Origin of the sequence: Enterobacter sp. 22452 (assembly GCF_052045065.1) — a bacterium.
Taxonomy (GTDB): Bacteria; Pseudomonadota; Gammaproteobacteria; order Enterobacterales; family Enterobacteriaceae; genus Enterobacter; species Enterobacter mori.
The window spans coordinates 290,648-307,700 of record NZ_JBQEOB010000003.1 but is presented as its reverse complement, the minus strand read 5'-3'; the positions used below and the strand labels follow the sequence as shown (position 1 = coordinate 307,700).

General features: G+C 57.5%; 19 protein-coding genes. 14 read left to right on the top strand and 5 right to left on the bottom strand.

The window, feature by feature from the left end:
- Positions 1–69: 69 nt before the first annotated feature.
- On the top strand, positions 70–1,641 hold the full coding sequence (locus ACTJJA_RS11325) for a methyl-accepting chemotaxis protein (RefSeq protein ID WP_214594735.1): 1,572 nt from the start codon (positions 70–72) through the stop codon (positions 1,639–1,641).
- On the opposite strand, the gene ACTJJA_RS11320 is transcribed toward ACTJJA_RS11325, so the two are convergent.
- A complete protein-coding gene (locus ACTJJA_RS11320; RefSeq protein ID WP_440668020.1) occupies positions 1,613–1,969 on the bottom strand; it encodes a helix-turn-helix domain-containing protein in 357 nt (118 codons plus the stop codon). The two genes, ACTJJA_RS11325 and ACTJJA_RS11320, sit on opposite strands and share 29 nt — an antisense overlap.
- Positions 1,970–2,117: 148 nt before the next feature.
- The gene (fbp, locus tag ACTJJA_RS11315; RefSeq protein WP_010427386.1) at positions 2,118–3,116 is read right to left on the bottom strand and encodes a class 1 fructose-bisphosphatase; all 999 of its coding nucleotides are present in this window, start codon (positions 3,114–3,116) and stop codon (positions 2,118–2,120) included.
- 197 nt (positions 3,117–3,313) lie between these two features.
- On the opposite strand from fbp, the gene mpl reads away from it, so the two are divergent.
- Positions 3,314–4,696 carry a UDP-N-acetylmuramate:L-alanyl-gamma-D-glutamyl-meso-diaminopimelate ligase gene (mpl, locus tag ACTJJA_RS11310; RefSeq protein WP_440668018.1) on the top strand — a complete coding sequence of 461 codons (1,383 nt, stop codon included), beginning with the start codon at positions 3,314–3,316 and terminating at the stop codon, positions 4,694–4,696.
- Between the two features lie 69 nt (positions 4,697–4,765).
- Here the strand turns inward: mpl and yjgA are convergent, their stop codons facing one another.
- Positions 4,766–5,317, bottom strand: a complete 552-nt coding sequence (gene yjgA, locus ACTJJA_RS11305) for a ribosome biogenesis factor YjgA (protein ID WP_440668016.1) — start codon at positions 5,315–5,317, stop codon at positions 4,766–4,768.
- Positions 5,318–5,412: 95 nt separating this feature from the next.
- Here yjgA and pmbA point away from each other — a divergent pair, with 95 nt between their 5' ends.
- Entirely contained in the window at positions 5,413–6,765 is a 1,353-nt protein-coding gene (gene pmbA, locus ACTJJA_RS11300) for a metalloprotease PmbA (protein ID WP_041951344.1), read from the top strand.
- Between the two features lie 38 nt (positions 6,766–6,803).
- Positions 6,804–7,190 (top strand): cytochrome b562, encoded by a 387-nt coding sequence (gene cybC / locus ACTJJA_RS11295; protein ID WP_010427378.1) that lies wholly within the window; start codon positions 6,804–6,806, stop codon positions 7,188–7,190.
- Positions 7,191–7,260: 70 nt separating this feature from the next.
- Here the strand turns inward: cybC and ACTJJA_RS11290 are convergent, their stop codons facing one another.
- Positions 7,261–7,416, bottom strand: a complete 156-nt coding sequence (locus ACTJJA_RS11290; protein WP_010427375.1) for a Hok/Gef family protein — start codon at positions 7,414–7,416, stop codon at positions 7,261–7,263.
- 418 nt (positions 7,417–7,834) lie between these two features.
- On the opposite strand from ACTJJA_RS11290, the gene ACTJJA_RS11285 reads away from it, so the two are divergent.
- The 10 genes from ACTJJA_RS11285 to ACTJJA_RS11240 all read left to right on the top strand — a co-directional run bounded on the left by ACTJJA_RS11285 (position 7,835) and on the right by ACTJJA_RS11240 (position 16,509).
- Positions 7,835–8,173 (top strand): glycine dehydrogenase, encoded by a 339-nt coding sequence (locus tag ACTJJA_RS11285; protein ID WP_126543408.1) that lies wholly within the window; start codon positions 7,835–7,837, stop codon positions 8,171–8,173.
- A gap of 10 nt (positions 8,174–8,183) precedes the next feature.
- Positions 8,184–8,546: an SFCGS family glycine-rich protein gene (locus tag ACTJJA_RS11280; RefSeq protein ID WP_010427372.1), complete on the top strand. Its 363-nt coding sequence runs from the start codon at positions 8,184–8,186 to the stop codon at positions 8,544–8,546.
- Between the two features lie 2 nt (positions 8,547–8,548).
- Entirely contained in the window at positions 8,549–8,848 is a 300-nt protein-coding gene (locus ACTJJA_RS11275; RefSeq protein WP_006810338.1) for a DUF4312 family protein, read from the top strand.
- A 22-nt stretch (positions 8,849–8,870) separates the two neighbouring features.
- Positions 8,871–9,647, top strand: coding sequence for a DUF4311 domain-containing protein (locus tag ACTJJA_RS11270; RefSeq protein WP_440668012.1), 777 nt, complete (start codon positions 8,871–8,873; stop codon positions 9,645–9,647).
- 13 nt (positions 9,648–9,660) lie between these two features.
- Positions 9,661–10,302 (top strand): DUF4310 family protein, encoded by a 642-nt coding sequence (locus ACTJJA_RS11265; protein ID WP_023310183.1) that lies wholly within the window; start codon positions 9,661–9,663, stop codon positions 10,300–10,302.
- A gap of 42 nt (positions 10,303–10,344) precedes the next feature.
- Positions 10,345–11,478: an amidohydrolase/deacetylase family metallohydrolase gene (locus ACTJJA_RS11260; protein ID WP_089599746.1), complete on the top strand. Its 1,134-nt coding sequence runs from the start codon at positions 10,345–10,347 to the stop codon at positions 11,476–11,478.
- On the top strand, positions 11,462–12,580 hold the full coding sequence (locus ACTJJA_RS11255; RefSeq protein WP_440668009.1) for a DgaE family pyridoxal phosphate-dependent ammonia lyase: 1,119 nt from the start codon (positions 11,462–11,464) through the stop codon (positions 12,578–12,580). Before ACTJJA_RS11260 ends, ACTJJA_RS11255 begins: the two co-directional genes overlap by 17 nt.
- Positions 12,577–13,317, top strand: coding sequence for a 2-dehydro-3-deoxy-phosphogluconate aldolase (dagF, locus tag ACTJJA_RS11250; RefSeq protein WP_215723709.1), 741 nt, complete (start codon positions 12,577–12,579; stop codon positions 13,315–13,317). Before ACTJJA_RS11255 ends, dagF begins: the two co-directional genes overlap by 4 nt.
- A gap of 125 nt (positions 13,318–13,442) precedes the next feature.
- Complete coding sequence (locus ACTJJA_RS11245) at positions 13,443–14,579, top strand: lactonase family protein (protein WP_440668008.1); 1,137 nt, start codon at positions 13,443–13,445, stop codon at positions 14,577–14,579.
- 19 nt (positions 14,580–14,598) lie between these two features.
- The gene (locus tag ACTJJA_RS11240) at positions 14,599–16,509 is read left to right on the top strand and encodes a BglG family transcription antiterminator (protein WP_010427362.1); all 1,911 of its coding nucleotides are present in this window, start codon (positions 14,599–14,601) and stop codon (positions 16,507–16,509) included.
- Positions 16,510–16,541: 32 nt separating this feature from the next.
- On the opposite strand, the gene nrdG is transcribed toward ACTJJA_RS11240, so the two are convergent.
- The gene (gene nrdG, locus ACTJJA_RS11235; protein ID WP_440668006.1) at positions 16,542–17,006 is read right to left on the bottom strand and encodes an anaerobic ribonucleoside-triphosphate reductase-activating protein; all 465 of its coding nucleotides are present in this window, start codon (positions 17,004–17,006) and stop codon (positions 16,542–16,544) included.
- Between the last annotated feature and the right edge of the window lie 47 nt (positions 17,007–17,053).

The window sequence follows — 17,053 nt, the reverse complement described above, 5'->3', positions numbered from 1 at the left end:
AACATTTTCCGGTAGCGGCCGATACTCTTCTTTTACGCCAAGAAATATCTCGCTACCGGAAATAACATCATGCTGAAAACGCTATCGATTCGTACCGGCTTGCTCTCTTTACTGGCCGTTATGACCCTTCTGCTGCTGATTGTCAGCGGCATTGGTATTTATGCCCTCACACAGAGTTCTTCTTCACTCCAGCGCATCAACCACCTTCAGGGTGAGCAAATGGTGCAGCTTAATTCTGGCTATACGCTGATCCTGCGCGCGCGTAATGAGGCGGGCCAGGCCGTCCGAATGATGGAAATTGGTCTGCTGGACGATGCATCCAAATCGGTAAAAAACATCAATCAGGAAATTGCCCAGGCGCAGAAAACGCTGAAAGCCGTGATCGACGGCGGGGTGGCTGACGAGCAGGGGCAAAAGCTGCTGGATAACGTGGCGGCGAGTCTGGCGGCGTATACCCGGCAGGGCATCAACCCGATGCTGAAAGCCCTGAACGACCAGAGTGCGGACGGTTATTACGACCTGATTGAGAACGCGCTGATTCCAGTGGCCAACAAGTTTGATAACGATATGCAGGCTTTCCAGGCGTGGAGCGAAGCGCGTGGCAAAGCGGAAGTCAGTGCCGTGCAGTCGAGCAAAACCCGCGTACTGATCCTGATCGTTGTCGCCGCGCTGCTGACGGCAGGCATTATCGTCCTCGCCTGGCTGGTGCTGCGCCATATGCTGCTGAAGCCGCTCTCGGCATCGATTGCTCAGCTTGAACATGTCGCGGCAGGCGATTTAACCCATACCCTGGATCCAACGGCCAGCCAGGAATTTAACCGGCTCAACGCGGCCATTGAAGCGATGCGTCAGTCGCTGATGGGATCGGTTCTGCGGGTGCGCGATGCCAGTTCGCAAATTGATACCGGCAGCCGGGAGCTGACGGCAGGGAACATGAACCTTGCCCAGCGCACGGAATCTACCGCCACCTCACTTGAGCAAACGGCGGCCAGCATGGAAGAGATCACCGCCACGGTGAAACTCAACGCCGATAACGCCGAGCAGGCGCACCAGCTGGCGAAGTCCGTTTCCGACACGGCCGATCACGGCAGTGAAATGGTCTGCTACGTGATTGAAAAAATGCGCGATATTGCCGGCAGCTCGGCGCGGATCGCCGACATCCTGAGCGTGATCGACGGCATTGCCTTCCAGACCAACATTCTGGCGCTGAACGCCTCCGTTGAAGCCGCGCGTGCGGGCGAACAGGGACGGGGTTTTGCCGTTGTCGCGGGCGAAGTGCGAAACCTGGCCAGCCGCAGTGCCGACGCGGCGAAAGAGATCCGATCGCTTATCAGCGATTCACAAACTCATGTGAATGAGGGGAGCGAACTGGCACAGCAGGCCGGTGAAACGATGGATGAGATCGCAACCGAAGTGCTGCGGATGACCAGGCTGATGCGTGAAATTGCGACCGCGTCTCAGGAACAGAGTCGCGGCATTGAGCAGGTGAACATCGCGGTGAACCAGATGGACGAAACGGCGCAGCAAAATGCGGCGCTGGTACAGCAGTCATCCGCCGCGACACGCTCGCTGGAAGAGCAGTCGCGCGAACTGATGGAAGCCATGTCCTCGTTTAAGCTGACGGCCCAGACTGCTGCATAATCATATTCATCCCTGGTACGTGCTGTGCCAGGGTTTTATTTGCCGATGAATTTAACGCATTAATATTATCGTGAATATTCCCCATTAATATTTCCAGCGCGCTGGTTAACGCTAACGCTTTTTCTGTGGGTTCAAGATATAAACCTTTACGGTAAAACAGTGGCTCATCAAAAAGTTGATTAAAGCGCTTCAGTGCCAGGCTTACCGCCGGGCGGGACATGTCCAGGCGCACAGAGGCTTTCGCCATGCTGCCGCAGCGAACAATTTCAATAAAGACAGGAATAAGATTTAAATCAATGCCGGTATTGGCACGAGAATAGTTTTTCATCGCGAATATGCTCCAGGAAATAATTGTCAAACTGTTATGGAAATAATGCAGGAGCAGGGATGAAGATTAAAGCGTCTTTTTTATAAACACTTATACGGTAAAATATATAAATGACTGGGAAGCCGGGCGGCTTCCCAGGATAAAGGGGTTACGCGTCCGGATACTCACGGATGAAACGCTCAACGTCTTCAACCATGTGGTTGTTGCCGACGAAGAACGAACGGCGCTGGTGCAGGCTTTCCGGCACGATATCCAGAATACGCTCTTTACCGTCGCTCGCCTTGCCGCCCGCCTGTTCGGCGAGGAATGCCATCGGGTTGCATTCGTACAGCAGACGCAGCTTCCCGTCCGGGTGGCTTGCGGTGCTTGGGTAGAGGTAGATGCCGCCTTTCAGCAGGTTGCGGTGGAAGTCAGCGACCAGAGAACCAATATAGCGGGAGGTATACGGGCGCTGGGTGGCCTTATCTTCTTCCTGGCAGAATTTGATGTACTTCTTCACGCCGCTCGGGAATCGGATGTAGTTGCCTTCGTTGATGGAGTAAGTGTTGCCCTTCTCCGGGAAGCGCATACGTTCCTGGCTCAGGCAGAACACGCCCAGCGACGGATCGTAAGTAAAGGCGTGAACGCCGCAGCCGGTGGTGTACACCAGCATGGTGGACGAACCATACACCACATAGCCCGCAGCAACCTGATTGCTGCCCGGCTGGAGGAAATCTTCTTCGGTGACCGGCGTGCCAACAGGCGTGACGCGGCGGTAGATGGAGAAAATGGTACCGACAGAAACGTTAACGTCGATGTTGGAGGAGCCGTCGAGCGGATCCATCAGGACAACGTATTTCGCGTGTTCGCATCCTTCGAAAACAACAATTTCATCTTCTTCTTCGGAGGCGATACCCGCAACGATGTCGCGCGCGCGCAGTGCAGCTTTCAGTTTTTCATTTGCGAACAGATCGAGTTTCTGCTGAACCTCGCCCTGAACGTTCTCGGCACCGCTGGCACCCAGGATATCGACCAGACCGGCCTTGTTGATATCGCGGTGGATGATCTTAGCGCCCAGCTTTATTGCCGACAGCAAAGCAGTGAGTTCACCGGTAGCATGAGAGAACTCGTGCTGCTTTTCGACAATAAATTCACCTAACGTTTTCATAACACTTTCCCTGCATCTTATGTGAGTAGAGCGATTGTATGTTCACCAAAACGACTAAAGCCCAACAATCTTAACAAATATTCAAATAGTAGCGCACTGGTGAATCGCGCCAGCAAATACGGATTTACCTGAAATGCGTTTCACAGCCGCTAACATGTGAGTAAAATGTGCGCCACATTGAAGAAGGATAGTGACGTATGCGCATTCATATATTGGGGATTTGTGGCACTTTCATGGGCGGACTGGCAATGCTGGCGCGCTCACTGGGCCATGAAGTAACAGGTTCGGACGCCAATGTGTATCCGCCGATGAGCACGCTTCTGGAGAAGCAGGGCATCTCTCTGATTCAGGGCTACGAGGCCAGCCAGCTGGATCCTGAACCGGATCTGGTGATCATTGGTAACGCCATGACCCGTGGTAACCCATGTGTTGAAGCGGTGCTGGAACGTAATATTCCGTTTATGTCTGGCCCACAGTGGCTGCATGATTTTGTGCTGCGCGACCGCTGGGTTGTTGCCGTTGCCGGTACCCACGGCAAAACCACCACCGCCGGAATGGCGACCTGGATCCTCGAAGCCTGCGGCTATAAGCCTGGCTTTGTCATTGGCGGCGTTCCGGGCAACTTCGACGTTTCTGCACGTCTGGGTGACAGCCCGTTCTTTGTGATCGAAGCCGACGAATACGACTGTGCATTCTTCGACAAGCGTTCCAAGTTTGTGCATTACTGCCCGCGCACGCTGATCCTCAACAACCTTGAGTTCGATCACGCGGATATCTTTGACGACCTGAAAGCGATCCAGAAACAGTTCCACCACCTGGTGCGCATTGTTCCGGGTCAGGGCCGCATCATCCTGCCGGAGAACGACATCAACCTGAAGCAAACCCTGGCAATGGGCTGCTGGAGCGAGCAGGAGCTGGTGGGCGAACAGGGTCACTGGCAGGCGAAGAAACTCAACGCCGATGCCTCCGAGTGGGAAGTGCTGCTCGACGGTGAAAAAGTGGGTGAGGTGAAGTGGGGCCTGGTGGGCGAGCACAACATGCACAACGGCCTGATGGCCATTGCTGCGGCGCGTCACGTGGGCGTGCTGCCTGCGGATGCAGCCAATGCGCTGGGCTCGTTCATTAACGCCCGTCGCCGTCTGGAGCTGCGCGGCGAAGCGAATGGCGTGACGGTGTATGACGATTTCGCGCATCACCCAACGGCGATTCTTGCGACGCTTGCAGCGTTACGCGGCAAGGTTGGCGGCACCGCGCGCATTCTGGCCGTGCTGGAACCGCGCTCGAACACCATGAAAATGGGCATCTGCAAAGATGACCTCGCGCCGTCGTTAGGACGTGCCGATGAGGTCTTCCTCTTGCAGCCGCAGCATATTCCGTGGCAGGTAGCGGAAGTGGCCGATGCCTGCATTCAGCCTGCGCACTGGAGTGCGGATGTGGATGTGCTCGCGGATATGGTCGTGAAAGCGGCCCAGCCCGGTGACCATATTCTGGTGATGAGCAACGGCGGTTTTGGTGGGATCCATCAGAAGCTGCTGGACGGTCTGGCGAAGAAAGCGGAAGCGGCCGCGGCCGCAGAGTAAAAAAAAGCCCGGTGGCGCTTGCGCTTACCGGGCCTACATTCTTTTCTCCCTCGGGGTGAGGGGAACAGATTACTCGTCGTTCTCAGACAGCTCGCGCAGATACTGGAAAATCAGGCGCGCAGACTTCGGCGGCTTATTCCCTTCTTTCTCTTTCTTCGCGTTTCGGATCAAAGAACGCAGCTGCTGGCGGTCGGCATCCGGCCACAGGTTCAGCACTTCCGGTACGGCGTCATCACCCTGTTCAATCAGACGATCGCGGATCTGCTCAAGCTTATGGAAAAACGCAACCTGCTGGTTGTGGCGGTTTTTCAGCTTGTCCAGTGCCTGGCGGATCGGATCGACGTCGCGCTGACGCAGCATTTTCCCGATAAGCTGAAGCTGGCGACGACGGCCTTCTTTTTTGATTTTCTGTGCCAGTTCAATGGCATCACGCAGATCCTGGTCGAGCGGGATCTTATCCAGCGCGTTTTTACCCAGTTCTACCAGTTCTCCGCCAAGCTGTTTTAACTCTTCGGCGTCACGTTTAATTTCACTTTTACTGACCCAGATGATCTCATCATCTTCGTCTTCGATGTCATCACCGGGAACGTCGTCGAGCCAGTCTTCGGGCTGCTTAGTCATGTCAGGCTCCTTAAAAAAAGAGGCTAATGTTACCAGTTAAGACGCGCACTGAAAAACGGTTCTCTGTTAGACTTCAGATAACTCTCTCTTACAGTATGGCATTTGCGATGAAAGTAACCTCACAAGTTGAAGCGCAGCGTAAGATTCTGGAAGAAGCCGTCTCCACCGCGCTGATGCTTGCTTCAGAAAAATCAGATGGCGCCGAAGTGGCGGTCAGCAAAACCACCGGCATCAGCGTGAGCACCCGCTATGGCGAAGTGGAAAATGTCGAATTCAACAGCGATGGCGCGCTTGGGATCACGGTCTATCACCAGAATCGCAAAGGCAGCGCCTCATCCACCGATCTCAGTCCGGATGCCATTGCCCGAACGGTGCAGGCGGCGCTGGATATCGCCCGTTATACCTCTCCTGATCCTTACGCAGGCGTGGCCGATAAAGAGCTGCTGGCGTTTGATGCGCCGGATCTCGATCTTTTCCACCCGGCGGAAGTGACCCCGGACGAAGCCATTGAACTGGCTGCACGCGCAGAGCAGGCTTCCCTGCAGGCCGATAAGCGCATCACCAATACCGAAGGCGGCAGCTTCAATAGCCATTATGGCATCAAAGTCTTTGGCAACAGCCACGGCATGCTGCAGGGCTACTGCTCCACCCGCCACTCGCTCTCCAGCTGCGTGATTGCCGAAGAGAACGGCGACATGGAGCGTGACTACGCCTACACCATTGGCCGCGCGCTGGGGGATTTACAGTCTCCGGAGTGGGTGGGTAAAGAGTGCGCCGAGCGCACGCTGTCTCGCCTGTCGCCGCGCAAACTCTCCACCATGAAAGCCCCGGTCATTTTTGCTAATGAAGTGGCAACCGGCCTGTTTGGCCATCTGGTGGGCGCTATCGCGGGCGGCTCGGTGTACCGTAAATCGACCTTCCTGCTCGACTCGCTGGGCAAGCAGATCCTGCCGGAATGGCTGACCATTGAAGAGCATCCGCACCTGCTGAAAGGGTTGGCCTCCACGCCGTTCGACAGCGAAGGCGTTCGCACCGAACGTCGCGATATTATCAAAGACGGTATTCTGACCCAGTGGCTGCTGACCAATTACTCCGCGCGCAAGCTGGGGCTGAAAAGCACAGGTCACGCGGGCGGCATCCACAACTGGCGCATTGCCGGTCAGGGCCTGAGCTTTGAGCAGATGCTGAAAGAGATGGGCACCGGCCTGGTCGTCACGGAACTGATGGGCCAGGGCGTAAGCGGCATCACCGGCGACTACTCGCGCGGCGCGGCGGGCTTCTGGGTCGAAAACGGCGAAATTCAGTATCCGGTGAGCGAAATCACCATCGCGGGTAACCTGAAGGACATGTGGCGCAACATCGTTACGGTCGGTAACGATATTGAAACACGTAGCAATATACAGTGTGGATCAGTTCTTCTGCCCGAAATGAAAATTGCGGGTCAATAAAGATAGCGTTTTGTTAATAATAAAAAAGGAAGTGAGCAATGCGTAAACATCTGTTAGCGATCGTCGCGGCTTCAACGCTGGTTCTTGGCTCGTCTGCGTTTGCCGCCGATCTTGAAGACAACATGGACATCCTCAGTGAAAACCTGAAGGTAGTGCAGAAAACGGACAATGCGGCGGACATGAAAGACGCCTTGACCAAAATGCGTGAAGCGGCGCTGGATGCGCAAAAAGCGACCCCGCCGAAGCTGGAAAGCAAAGCGGCAGACAGTGCAGAGATGAAAGACTATCGCCACGGCTTTGACGTGCTGGTCGGCCAGATCGACGGTGCGCTGAAGCTGGCTAACGAAGGCAAGGTGAAGGAAGCCCAGGCGGCGGCCGACCAGTTTGTGGCGACGCGCAACACCTATCATAAAAAGTATCGTTAATTGGGTGCCTGAGCTGTACGTCCTTCCTCCGTATGCGGAGGCGCATTACGCGCCCCCGCATCTTTGCTCCCTACTTGCCGGAGCGACACTCCATCCGCGCGGTCACTTCAAGCGAGCCGTTTCGAAAACGGATCTCGCACAGTGTTTTCCTCGTCACCAGCGTTAAGATGATTATCGTCAAAGAAATAATCATCAAAACCCCGATACTTGGGTTTCTGCGTTTCATGGATGCCTCCTTGCTGTAAAGCGGGCGAGGTAGCAAACATCACGTGGCTAGACGTGTCGTTTACAGCCCCGTCCTGATTTAAATTCAGGTAGGGGCTTTCCACTTTCCGTCCCATGCCTGAGACGGTCAGTCTCAAGCACCCGCAACCACTCTAGCGAATCCCCATAAGAAAACCTTATCCACGTCACATTTCTACGAGCCCGCTCGGAAACTTTTCCACTTTGCTTGCCTGTTTATTGCCGTTTAATAGCGTGACATTCATCACGTAAATACAGCGGTTTATCCAGATTCACCGCATTTATGTGGCACAGATCACTGCTGCTGCCCGCCTTTCCACTTCGAAGTGGAAAACAACTCGCTACAAACCCTTCCCCCCCACAGTTAGTTTACTTCCAGAGCCATTAACGGGGTAAGACCAGTGATTAACGGAGCGGTAATGAACGACGTTGGGGAACAGGCAGTGCAAACAGAGCAGCTTGCGAACACGATGCTGCAGCAGGTTTATGCCCTGCTGGCCCGGCACGACATCATCCCCAACGCGGTACAGGAACAGATGCTCACCTCCCACGTTCGCGCGATGGCGCACCGGTCCGTGACCGGCGAGCCGCTGCCGGAGGTTGAAGCGGAGCTGTTCGACGAAATTTCACCAGATTCAATGCAACTTGCCCGTGAAGTGGTAGCGCAGTTTGGCAACCTTCCTGATGAAGAAGCCTGGCTGCTCTCCGTTCACTTCGAAGTCGCGAAAGACAACCTTTAAGGAGCAACACATGGAACAGATTACAGTCGTGATTGGCGATCGCCTGGGCAAAGGTCAGAAAGTGGCCGCGGGTGTGGAAAAAGCAGGTGGACGCGCGGTTGTCGTACCGGGTATGGCCGCGGACATGAAGCTTGGCGACATGATGAAAGCGGAAAACGCCACCTTCGGCATCTCCTTCTGCGGCAGCGGCGGCGCGGGTGCCATCACGGCGCAAACCAAATATGGCTACAAAGCGAAATACGGCATGCGTTCCGTGGAAGAGGGCGTGACCGCCATCAACGAAGGCTGCAACGTGCTGGGCTTTGGCTTTATGGATAAAGAAGAGCTGGGCGAGCGTCTGGTACAGGCGTGGCAGAAGAAATACGGCGCATAAGCATGAAAGAACAGTTCACAACCACGGTGAGAGTGAAGGGGAAAGGCGACGCCAAAGCGCGCGCCTTTGCCGACGCGCTCAACCACGTTCAGGCCGCGGTGATGAAAGCCTCACCGCATATCTTACTGCGTATTGAGCCACAGGATGTGCAGGTTGTTCAGGCGCAAGAAGCGGTGCGTAAAGAAGCGTTTCTGTTCTTCTTTTTGCGCCGGGAAAGACGCACCTACAGCGTGGAGCTGGATGTGACCGTCAACGTGACCGCTATCAATCTTGACCAGGTGGATTTCGTCACGCAACGCTGATTATTCATAAAAGGGCAGACTGATGTTCTTAATTATATTAATAAAATCGCTCATCATTGGCGGCCTGGTTGGCGTCGGTGTGGGGGCCGGGGCTGCACGCATGTTTCATGCGCCTACCACACAGGGTATGGGCGCGTTTCGTACGTTGGGGGAACTGAACTCCTGTGAAGGGGATCCGGCGTCCCACTTCTCCTTTGGGTTAGGTTTCTTCTTTAACGCCTGGGCCTCTTCCGTGGCCGCTGGTGCCTTCACACAGGACGTTGACCACCGCATCATCCCGAACTGGGGTGCTGCTGCACTGATGGTTAAAAACCGTAACGTCGGCGAAACGCTGCACGACCCGCGCAAAATGGCGATTGCCTGCGGCGTGATCGGCATGATCGTCGTGACCTTCCTGAACCTGACCGCCTCATCCGTGCCGGCAGCGCTTCAGGTCACCGCCGTGAAGGTGCTGGTACCGGCGGCAAACCTGCTGGTGAACACCGTCATGCCGGTGATCTTCTGGCTGGCAGCCATCGACGCGGGTAAAAAATCGGGCTTCTGGGCCACCATCTTTGGCGGCGCGGCGCAGCTGATTATGGGGAACGCCGTTCCGGGCCTGGTGCTGGGGATCCTGATCGGTAAAGGCGTGGAAGAGAGCGGCTGGAATCACGTCACCAAAGTGATGATGGCGGCGATTGTCCTGCTCTTCGTGCTGAGCGGCTTCTTCCGCGGCTTCGACATGAAGATGATCGAATCCTTCCATCTGACCGTGCCGAACTGGCTCGACATGATCCACAACTCGCTCAGCGGTAAATAACAGGAGCCTCTACATGGAACAGAATAAAGGTTTTTGGTATGCCGACTGGTCGTTCCCGATCTTCGTTGGCCTGCTCTCCTCCGGCGTCTTTGCCGGGACGCACATGTACTACCTCTACGGCATCGGCGCGTTTAACGAAGTGGCCTTCGTGGCGATGCTGAAAGCGGGGATAGATACCGGCGTCTACGGCGCGGTGGCGGCGTTCGGCGCGAGCTTCCTGTTCGCCCGCATTATCGAAGGCTCGCTGGTCGGTATTCTTGATATCGGCGGCGCCATCCAGACCGGCGTGGGCCTCGGCGTTCCGGCGCTGCTGCTGGGCGCGGGGATAATGTTCCCGGTGACCAACTTCATTGCCGCACTGATTACCGGCCTGGTGATTGGCCTGGCGATTGGCTACGTCATCATCCTGGCGCGTAAGTTCACCATCAACCAGAGCAACTCCACCTACGGTGCAGACGTGATGATGGGCGCGGGTAACGCCTCCGGCCGCTTCCTCGGGCCGTTGATTATCCTCAGCGCCATGACCGCCTCCATTCCTATCGGCGTCGGTTCCCTGCTGGGTGCGCTGGTGTTCTACATCTGGCAGAAGCCGATCACCGGTGGCGCGATCCTCGGCGCAATGCTGTTGGGCTGGCTGTTCCCGGTCGCCCTTTAATACCCGCGGGCGCTCAGGCGCCCGCCTTATCAGGAGATCCTCATGTTTGATTTACTCCTGCGCCGTGCGCGCCTTGCCGACGATACCCTGACCGATATCGCCATTCAGGACGGGAAGATCGCGGCGCTGGGCGACATTGACGCCCCCGCGCATAAAACGGTTGAGCTGAACGGCGACGTATTCGTCAGCGCAGGCTGGATTGACTCCCACGTTCACTGCTACCCGAACTCCCCGATTTACCACGACGAACCGGACAGCGTCGGCATTGCCACCGGCGTCACAACCGTGGTGGACGCGGGCAGTACCGGTGCCGACGACGTGGACGATTTCTACGACATCACCCGCAAAGCCTCTACCGAGGTCTTTGCCCTGCTGAACATCTCCCGCGTGGGGCTGATTGCCCAGAACGAACTGGCCAACATGGCGAATATCGACGCCGACGCGGTGAAGCAGGCGGTGAAGCGCCACCCTGATTTTATCGTCGGCCTGAAGGCGCGCATGAGCAGCAGCGTGGTCGGTGAAAACGGCATCACGCCGCTGGAGCGCGCCAAAGCCATTCAGAAAGAGAACGGCGACCTGCCGCTGATGGTGCACATTGGCAACAACCCGCCGAACCTCGACGAAATTGCCGAACTGCTCAGTTCCGGCGACATTATCACCCACTGCTACAACGGCAAACCCAACCGCATTCTGACGCCCTCCGGCGAGCTGCGCGCCTCCATCACCTCGGCCCTGAAGCGCGGCGTGCGTCTGGACGTGGGGCACGGCACGGCGAGCTTCAGTTTTGAGGTGGCAAAACGCGCCATCGCGATGGGCATTCTGCCGCACACCATCAGCTCGGATATCTACTGCCGCAACCGCATCAACGGTCCGGTCGGCTCGCTGGCAAGCGTGATGTCGAAATTCCTCGCCATCGGCATGTCGCTGCCGCAGGTGATTGACTGCGTGACCGCGAACGCCGCCGACGGCCTGCGCCTGGCGCATAAGGGTCGCATTCAGCCGGGTCTCGATGCCGACCTGACGCTGTTCACCCTTAAACGTCAGCCGACGGTGCTGACGGATGCCGAAAACGACAGCCTGCAGGCTGAACACATTCTGGTGCCGCTTGCCGCGATCCGCGCGGGCAAGGGCTACATGACCGAACAAGGGAGCACGGAACATGCCTTCGATTTATGAGAAGTACAACTTAAAGCAGGTTATCAACACCTCCGGCCGCATGACGGCGCTGGGCGTCTCCACGCCGCGCCCGGAAGTGGTGCAGGCGGCAATGGACGGTATGAATGAGTACTTCGAGATGAAGGATCTGGTTAATAAAACCGGGGAATACATCGCGAAACTGCTGGATGTGGAAGGGGCAACGGTGGTCTCCTGCGCGTCGGCGGGCATTGCCCAGTCCGTGGCGGCGGTGTTGGTCAAAGACAGCGACTGGCTGCTGGAAAACCTGCACGTGACCCCGATTGAGAACAACGAAATCGTGCTGCCGAAAGGCCACAACGTGAACTTTGGCGCGCCGGTGGGCACCATGGTGGCGCTGGGCGGCGGCAAGCTGGTGGAAGCGGGCTACGCCAACGAATGTTCTGCCGATCAGCTGGCGGCGGCAATTACTCCACGCACCGCAGCGATCCTCTACATCAAATCGCACCATTGCGTGCAGAAAAGCATGCTCAGCGTCGAGCAGGCGGCGGTGGTCGCGCGTAAGCACGATCTCCCGCTGATCGTCGACGCCGCAGCGGAAGAAGATCTGCATACCTACTATCGATCCGGCGCCGATCTGGTGATCTACAGCGGCGCGAAGGCGATTGAAGGGCCAACCAGCGGGCTGGTGATCGGCAAAACCCAGTACGTAGAGTGGGTAAAACGTCAGTCCGCGGGCATTGGCCGCGCCATGAAAGTGGGGAAAGAGGGCATTCTTGGCCTGACCTGCGCCATCGAACACTACCTGACGGCCACCAAAGAGAGCGGCGCTGAGATGGTGGCGAAGATGACGCCGTTTATCGAGGCGCTTAATACCCTGAACGGCGTCACCGCGCGCGTGGTCTGGGACAGCGCCGGTCGCGATATCGCCCGCACCGAGATTAAGTTTGATGAAGCCACAACGGGTGTCGGCACCGGCGAGCTGGTGAACGCGCTCAAGCAGGGCGAATACGCCATTTATTTCCGCGGCTACAAGGCCAACGAAGGGATTATCGAAGCGGACGTGCGCAGCGTAAACGCAGACCAGCTGAACATCGTCTACCGCCGCATTAGCGAAGTGTTAGGACAGGAGAAAAAAGCATGAAACTGACCCCCAACTTTTACCGTGACCGCGTCTGCCTTAACGTGCTGGCAGGATCGAAAGCCAACGCCAGCGCCATTTACGAGGCGGCGGAAGGTCACGTGCTGGTGGGCGTGCTCTCCAAAAATTACCCGGACGTGGCGAGCGCCGTTGCCGATATGCGCGAATATGCCGCGCTGATTGATAACGCGCTCTCCGTCGGCCTGGGCGCTGGGGATCCAAACCAGTCGGCGATGGTGAGTGAAATCTCCCGTCAGGTGCAGCCGCAGCACGTCAACCAGGTCTTTACCGGCGTTGCGACTAGCCGCGCGCTGCTGGGGCAGAACGACTCCGTGGTCAACGGTCTGGTCTCCCCGACCGGCACCGTCGGGATGGTGAAAATCTCCACCGGCCCGCTGAGCAGCGCGGCGCCGGACGGTATCGTGCCGGTTGAAACCGCGATTGCCCTGCTGAAAGATTTCGGCGGCAGCTCCATCAAATACTTCCCGATGGGCGGCCTCAAGTGCCGCGACGAGTATAAAGCGGTGGCGGAAGCCTGCGCCCGTCACGACTTCTGGCTGGAGCCGACCGGGGGAATCGATCTGGAGAACTTTGAGGAGATCCTGCAGATCGCCCTCGACGCGGGCGTGAGCAAAATCATCCCGCATATCTACAGCTCGATTATCGACAAAGCCAGCGGCGATACGCGTCCGGAGGATGTGCGCACGCTGCTGGAGATGACGAAGAAGCTGGTGAAGTAATAAAAACAACACCCCTCACCCCAGCCCTCTCCCCAAAGGGGAGAGGGTGTAATCGTCCCCTCTCCCCTTTGGGGAGAGGGTTAGGGTGAGGGGGGAACTCCGCACTCAAACCTGAAGGAGCCACCATGCACACCCGTAACCTGCTTGTCGCTTCACTCTCAATGCTCGCCACCGCCGCTATCGCCCAAACGCAATACGCCTGGGTGGGCACCTATAATCCGAACGGTGAAGGGCTGTACCGCTTTACCGTTGACCCGCAAACCGGCGCGCTCGGCAATAAAACGCTGGTCAGCACGCTGCCGAACGCCGCGCAGCTTACCGTCTCGCACGACGGCAAAACGCTGTATCTGGCAAGCGAAGTGGAGCAGGGCGTGGTGCAGGCGCTGCGGGTGGGGGATAACGGTGAGCTGAGCGAGCTGAATCAGGTGGCATCCGGCGGTGCGGGGCCGGTGTATCTTTCCCTGACGCCGAACGGTAAGCACCTGCTGGTGGCGAACTACGTCAGCGGATCGATTGCCGTTTTGCCGGTTAAGGCAGACGGCAGCCTGGGTGACGCCACGGATCAACATCAGGATCAAGGCGAACCGGGCGCGGCGAAGCCGGAAGCGGCTGCGGAGGGCAGCTTTGCCATCAGCGATCACAACGGCCCGCATGCGCACATGATCGCCGCCGAACCGAGCGGGAAATACGTGTTTTCCACCGATCTTGGGCTGGATCGCATCTACCAGTACCGATTTGACGATCGAACAGGGAAGCTGACGCCGAACGATCCGCCGTTTATCAGCGCCTCCTCAAAAGGTGCCGGACCGCGCCACTTTGTCTTTACGCCAAAAGGCGATGCCTTGTGGCTGATTAACGAAGAGGCGTCTACGCTCACCCATTATACCGTGAACGCCAACGGCACCTTAAAAGAGGGCAAAACGCTTTCAGCCCTGCCGGAAGGTTACAAAGGCACCAGCTTTGCTGCCGGGCTGGCATTAAGTGCCGACGGCAAACAGCTGTATGTGGCTAACCGTTTGCATAACAGCATCGGGCACTTTACCGTAACAGCGGAGGGCACGCTGACGCATCAGGACGACGTGTGGACGCGGGGCGACTATCCGCGCACCCTGACGCTCGATAAACAGGGACGCTGGCTGTACGTCATGAACCAGCGCAGCGACAACATTACCCGTTTCCGCGTGGCGCAGGACGGCAAACTCAGCTTCGAACCGGACTATACCCCGGTCGGCAGCCCATCCCAGATGGTCATTTCACCTTAAGCCGTAAGAGGACAAACCCGTGCGATTTCCGAACCAACGTTTAGCGCAACTTTTCGATCTGTTGCAAAACGAGACGCTGCCGCAGGACGAGCTGGCGCAGCGGCTGTCGGTTTCCACGCGAACCGTCCGTGCCGATATCACCGCCCTGAACGCGCTGCTGGCAAGCCACGGCGCGCAGTTTGTTCTGAGCCGTGGCAATGGCTATCAGCTCAAAATTGACGACGCTGAACGTTATCAGCAATTGCAGGCATCCCACCCGCGCGCGTTGCGTATTCCGCGGACCGGACCCGAGCGCGTGCACTATCTGGTGGTACGTTTTCTCACCTCAGCGTTTTCCCTCAAGCTGGAAGATCTGGCCGATGAGTGGTTTGTCAGCCGCGCCACGCTGCAAAGCGACATGGTGGAAGTGCGCGAGTGGTTCCACCGCTACAACCTGACCCTGGAAACGCGTCCGCGCCACGGCATGAAGCTGTTTGGCAGCGAGATGTCCACCCGCGCGTGCCTGACCGACCTGCTCTGGGAGCTGGCGCAGCAGGACAGTCTCAACCCGCTGGTGACCGAAGTTGCTCTCAACGCGGGTGTGCCGGAGCAGATGGTGGCCGTACTGCATGATGCGCTGACGCGACATCACATCCGCCTGACCGACGAAGGTGAGCTGTTCCTGCGTCTGTACTGTGCGGTGTCGGTACGTCGCATCAGCGAGGGCTTTCCGCTGCCGGAATTCCACGCCGAAGATGTAGAAGAGAACGTGCGCGAGGCGGCGAAAGATATCGCGGTCTCTATCCAGCAGCTGGCGGGCAAAGCGCTTTCGCCTTCGGAGGAGAGCTGGCTGTGCGTGCACATTGCGGCGCGGCAGATCCAGGAGATTGCCCCGAGCGCGATTAACGCAGACGACGATGAAGCGCTGGTCAACTACATCCTGCGCTACATCAACACTCACTATAACTACAACCTGCTCAGCGACGAGCAGCTTCACGCGGACCTGCTCACGCACATCAAAACCATGATCACCCGCGTGCGGTATCAAATTATGATCCCCAACCCGCTGCTGGATAACATCAAGCAGCACTACCCGATGGCGTGGGATATGACCCTCGCAGCGGTATCGAACTGGGGCAAATACACGCCGTATGTGATCAGCGAAAACGAGATCGGCTTCCTGGTGCTGCATATCGGCGTCGGGCTGGAGCGTCACTACAACATTGGCTACCAGCGCCAGCCGCGCGTGCTGCTGGTGTGCGACGCCGGTAACGCCATGGTCCGCATGATTGAGGCGGTGCTGCAGCGTAAATACCCGCAAATTGAGGTTACGCGCACGCTCACCCTGCGCGAGTACGAGCTGGCGGAAACGATTGGCGAAGATTTTGTGATCGCCACCGCCCGCGTCAGCGAAAAGTCGAAACCGGTGGTGACGATCGCCCCGTTCCCGACCGACTATCAGTTAGAGCAGATCGGCAAGCTGGTGCTGGTGGACCGTACCCGCCCGTGGATGCTGGATAAATACTTCGATGCGGCCCATTTCCGCATTATCGACACGCCCGTTGATCAGCAAACGCTGTTCCGTGAACTGTGCGCGCAGCTTGAAGGCGAGGGATTTGTCGGCGCGGAGTTCCTGGATTCCGTCGTCGAGCGTGAAGCCATCGTCAGCACCATGCTCGGTGACGGCATCGCGTTGCCGCACTCACTCGGCCTGCTGGCGCAGAAAACGGTTGTCTATACCGTGCTCGCCCCGCACGGTGTCCAGTGGGGCGACGAAACCGCACACGTCATCTTCCTGCTCGCCATCAGCAAAAGCGAGTACGAGGAGGCGATGGCGATATACGATATCTTCGTCACCTTCCTGCGCGAACGGGCGATGTCACGGCTCTGTAGCTGCGGCGATTTTGCCGAGTTTAAGGCGGTGGCGATGGAGAGTTTGAGCCGGTTTTGAGGTAAGGGCGGACGGATAACATCCGCCTTTGATCAACGCAGATGATGCACTACCTGGTTACTGCTGCCGCGCCAGATAAGCGCCGGGTCTTTTAAATCCTGCAGAAACTTGCCGTCGACCAGTACGTTAATCAGATCCACCACTTCCATTTGCTGCGCGTTCAGCTCATCCAGCCTGTAGCCTGTCCAGACCCAGATGTCTTTTCCCGCACACTCTGCCCGAATGCGCTTCACCAGCTTCAGGATATCCGGCACGTTTTGCGGATGCAGCGGATCGCCGCCGGAGAGCGAAATCCCCTGGCGGTGAATGCGGGTGTCGTTCAGGTCGTTGATGATCCGGTCTTCCATCTCAGCGGTAAACGGCATACCGGAATTTAAGCGCCAGGTGCTTTTGTTGTAGCAGCCGGGGCATTCGTGGACGCAGCCTGAAACAAACAGGGTGCAGCGGGTGCCGGGACCGTTAACGATGTCGACGGGGTAGTACTGGTGATAGTTCATCGCGAATAACCACGCCGGGTGGCGCTGCGCTTACCCGGCCTACAAAA

Coding starts and splice junctions, on each gene's coding strand:
- ACTJJA_RS11270 (WP_440668012.1), top strand. CDS start 8,871: ATGTTCTTAATTATATTAATAAAATCGCTCATCATTGGCGGCCTGGTT.
- ACTJJA_RS11265 (WP_023310183.1), top strand. CDS start 9,661: ATGGAACAGAATAAAGGTTTTTGGTATGCCGACTGGTCGTTCCCGATC.
- mpl (WP_440668018.1), top strand. CDS start 3,314: ATGCGCATTCATATATTGGGGATTTGTGGCACTTTCATGGGCGGACTG.
- ACTJJA_RS11275 (WP_006810338.1), top strand. CDS start 8,549: ATGAAAGAACAGTTCACAACCACGGTGAGAGTGAAGGGGAAAGGCGAC.
- dagF (WP_215723709.1), top strand. CDS start 12,577: ATGAAACTGACCCCCAACTTTTACCGTGACCGCGTCTGCCTTAACGTG.
- yjgA (WP_440668016.1), bottom strand. CDS start 5,317: ATGACTAAGCAGCCCGAAGACTGGCTCGACGACGTTCCCGGTGATGAC.
- nrdG (WP_440668006.1), bottom strand. CDS start 17,006: ATGAACTATCACCAGTACTACCCCGTCGACATCGTTAACGGTCCCGGC.
- ACTJJA_RS11290 (WP_010427375.1), bottom strand. CDS start 7,416: ATGAAACGCAGAAACCCAAGTATCGGGGTTTTGATGATTATTTCTTTG.
- ACTJJA_RS11320 (WP_440668020.1), bottom strand. CDS start 1,969: ATGAAAAACTATTCTCGTGCCAATACCGGCATTGATTTAAATCTTATT.
- ACTJJA_RS11245 (WP_440668008.1), top strand. CDS start 13,443: ATGCACACCCGTAACCTGCTTGTCGCTTCACTCTCAATGCTCGCCACC.
- ACTJJA_RS11260 (WP_089599746.1), top strand. CDS start 10,345: ATGTTTGATTTACTCCTGCGCCGTGCGCGCCTTGCCGACGATACCCTG.
- ACTJJA_RS11325 (WP_214594735.1), top strand. CDS start 70: ATGCTGAAAACGCTATCGATTCGTACCGGCTTGCTCTCTTTACTGGCC.
- ACTJJA_RS11280 (WP_010427372.1), top strand. CDS start 8,184: ATGGAACAGATTACAGTCGTGATTGGCGATCGCCTGGGCAAAGGTCAG.
- fbp (WP_010427386.1), bottom strand. CDS start 3,116: ATGAAAACGTTAGGTGAATTTATTGTCGAAAAGCAGCACGAGTTCTCT.
- cybC (WP_010427378.1), top strand. CDS start 6,804: ATGCGTAAACATCTGTTAGCGATCGTCGCGGCTTCAACGCTGGTTCTT.
- pmbA (WP_041951344.1), top strand. CDS start 5,413: ATGGCATTTGCGATGAAAGTAACCTCACAAGTTGAAGCGCAGCGTAAG.
- ACTJJA_RS11255 (WP_440668009.1), top strand. CDS start 11,462: ATGCCTTCGATTTATGAGAAGTACAACTTAAAGCAGGTTATCAACACC.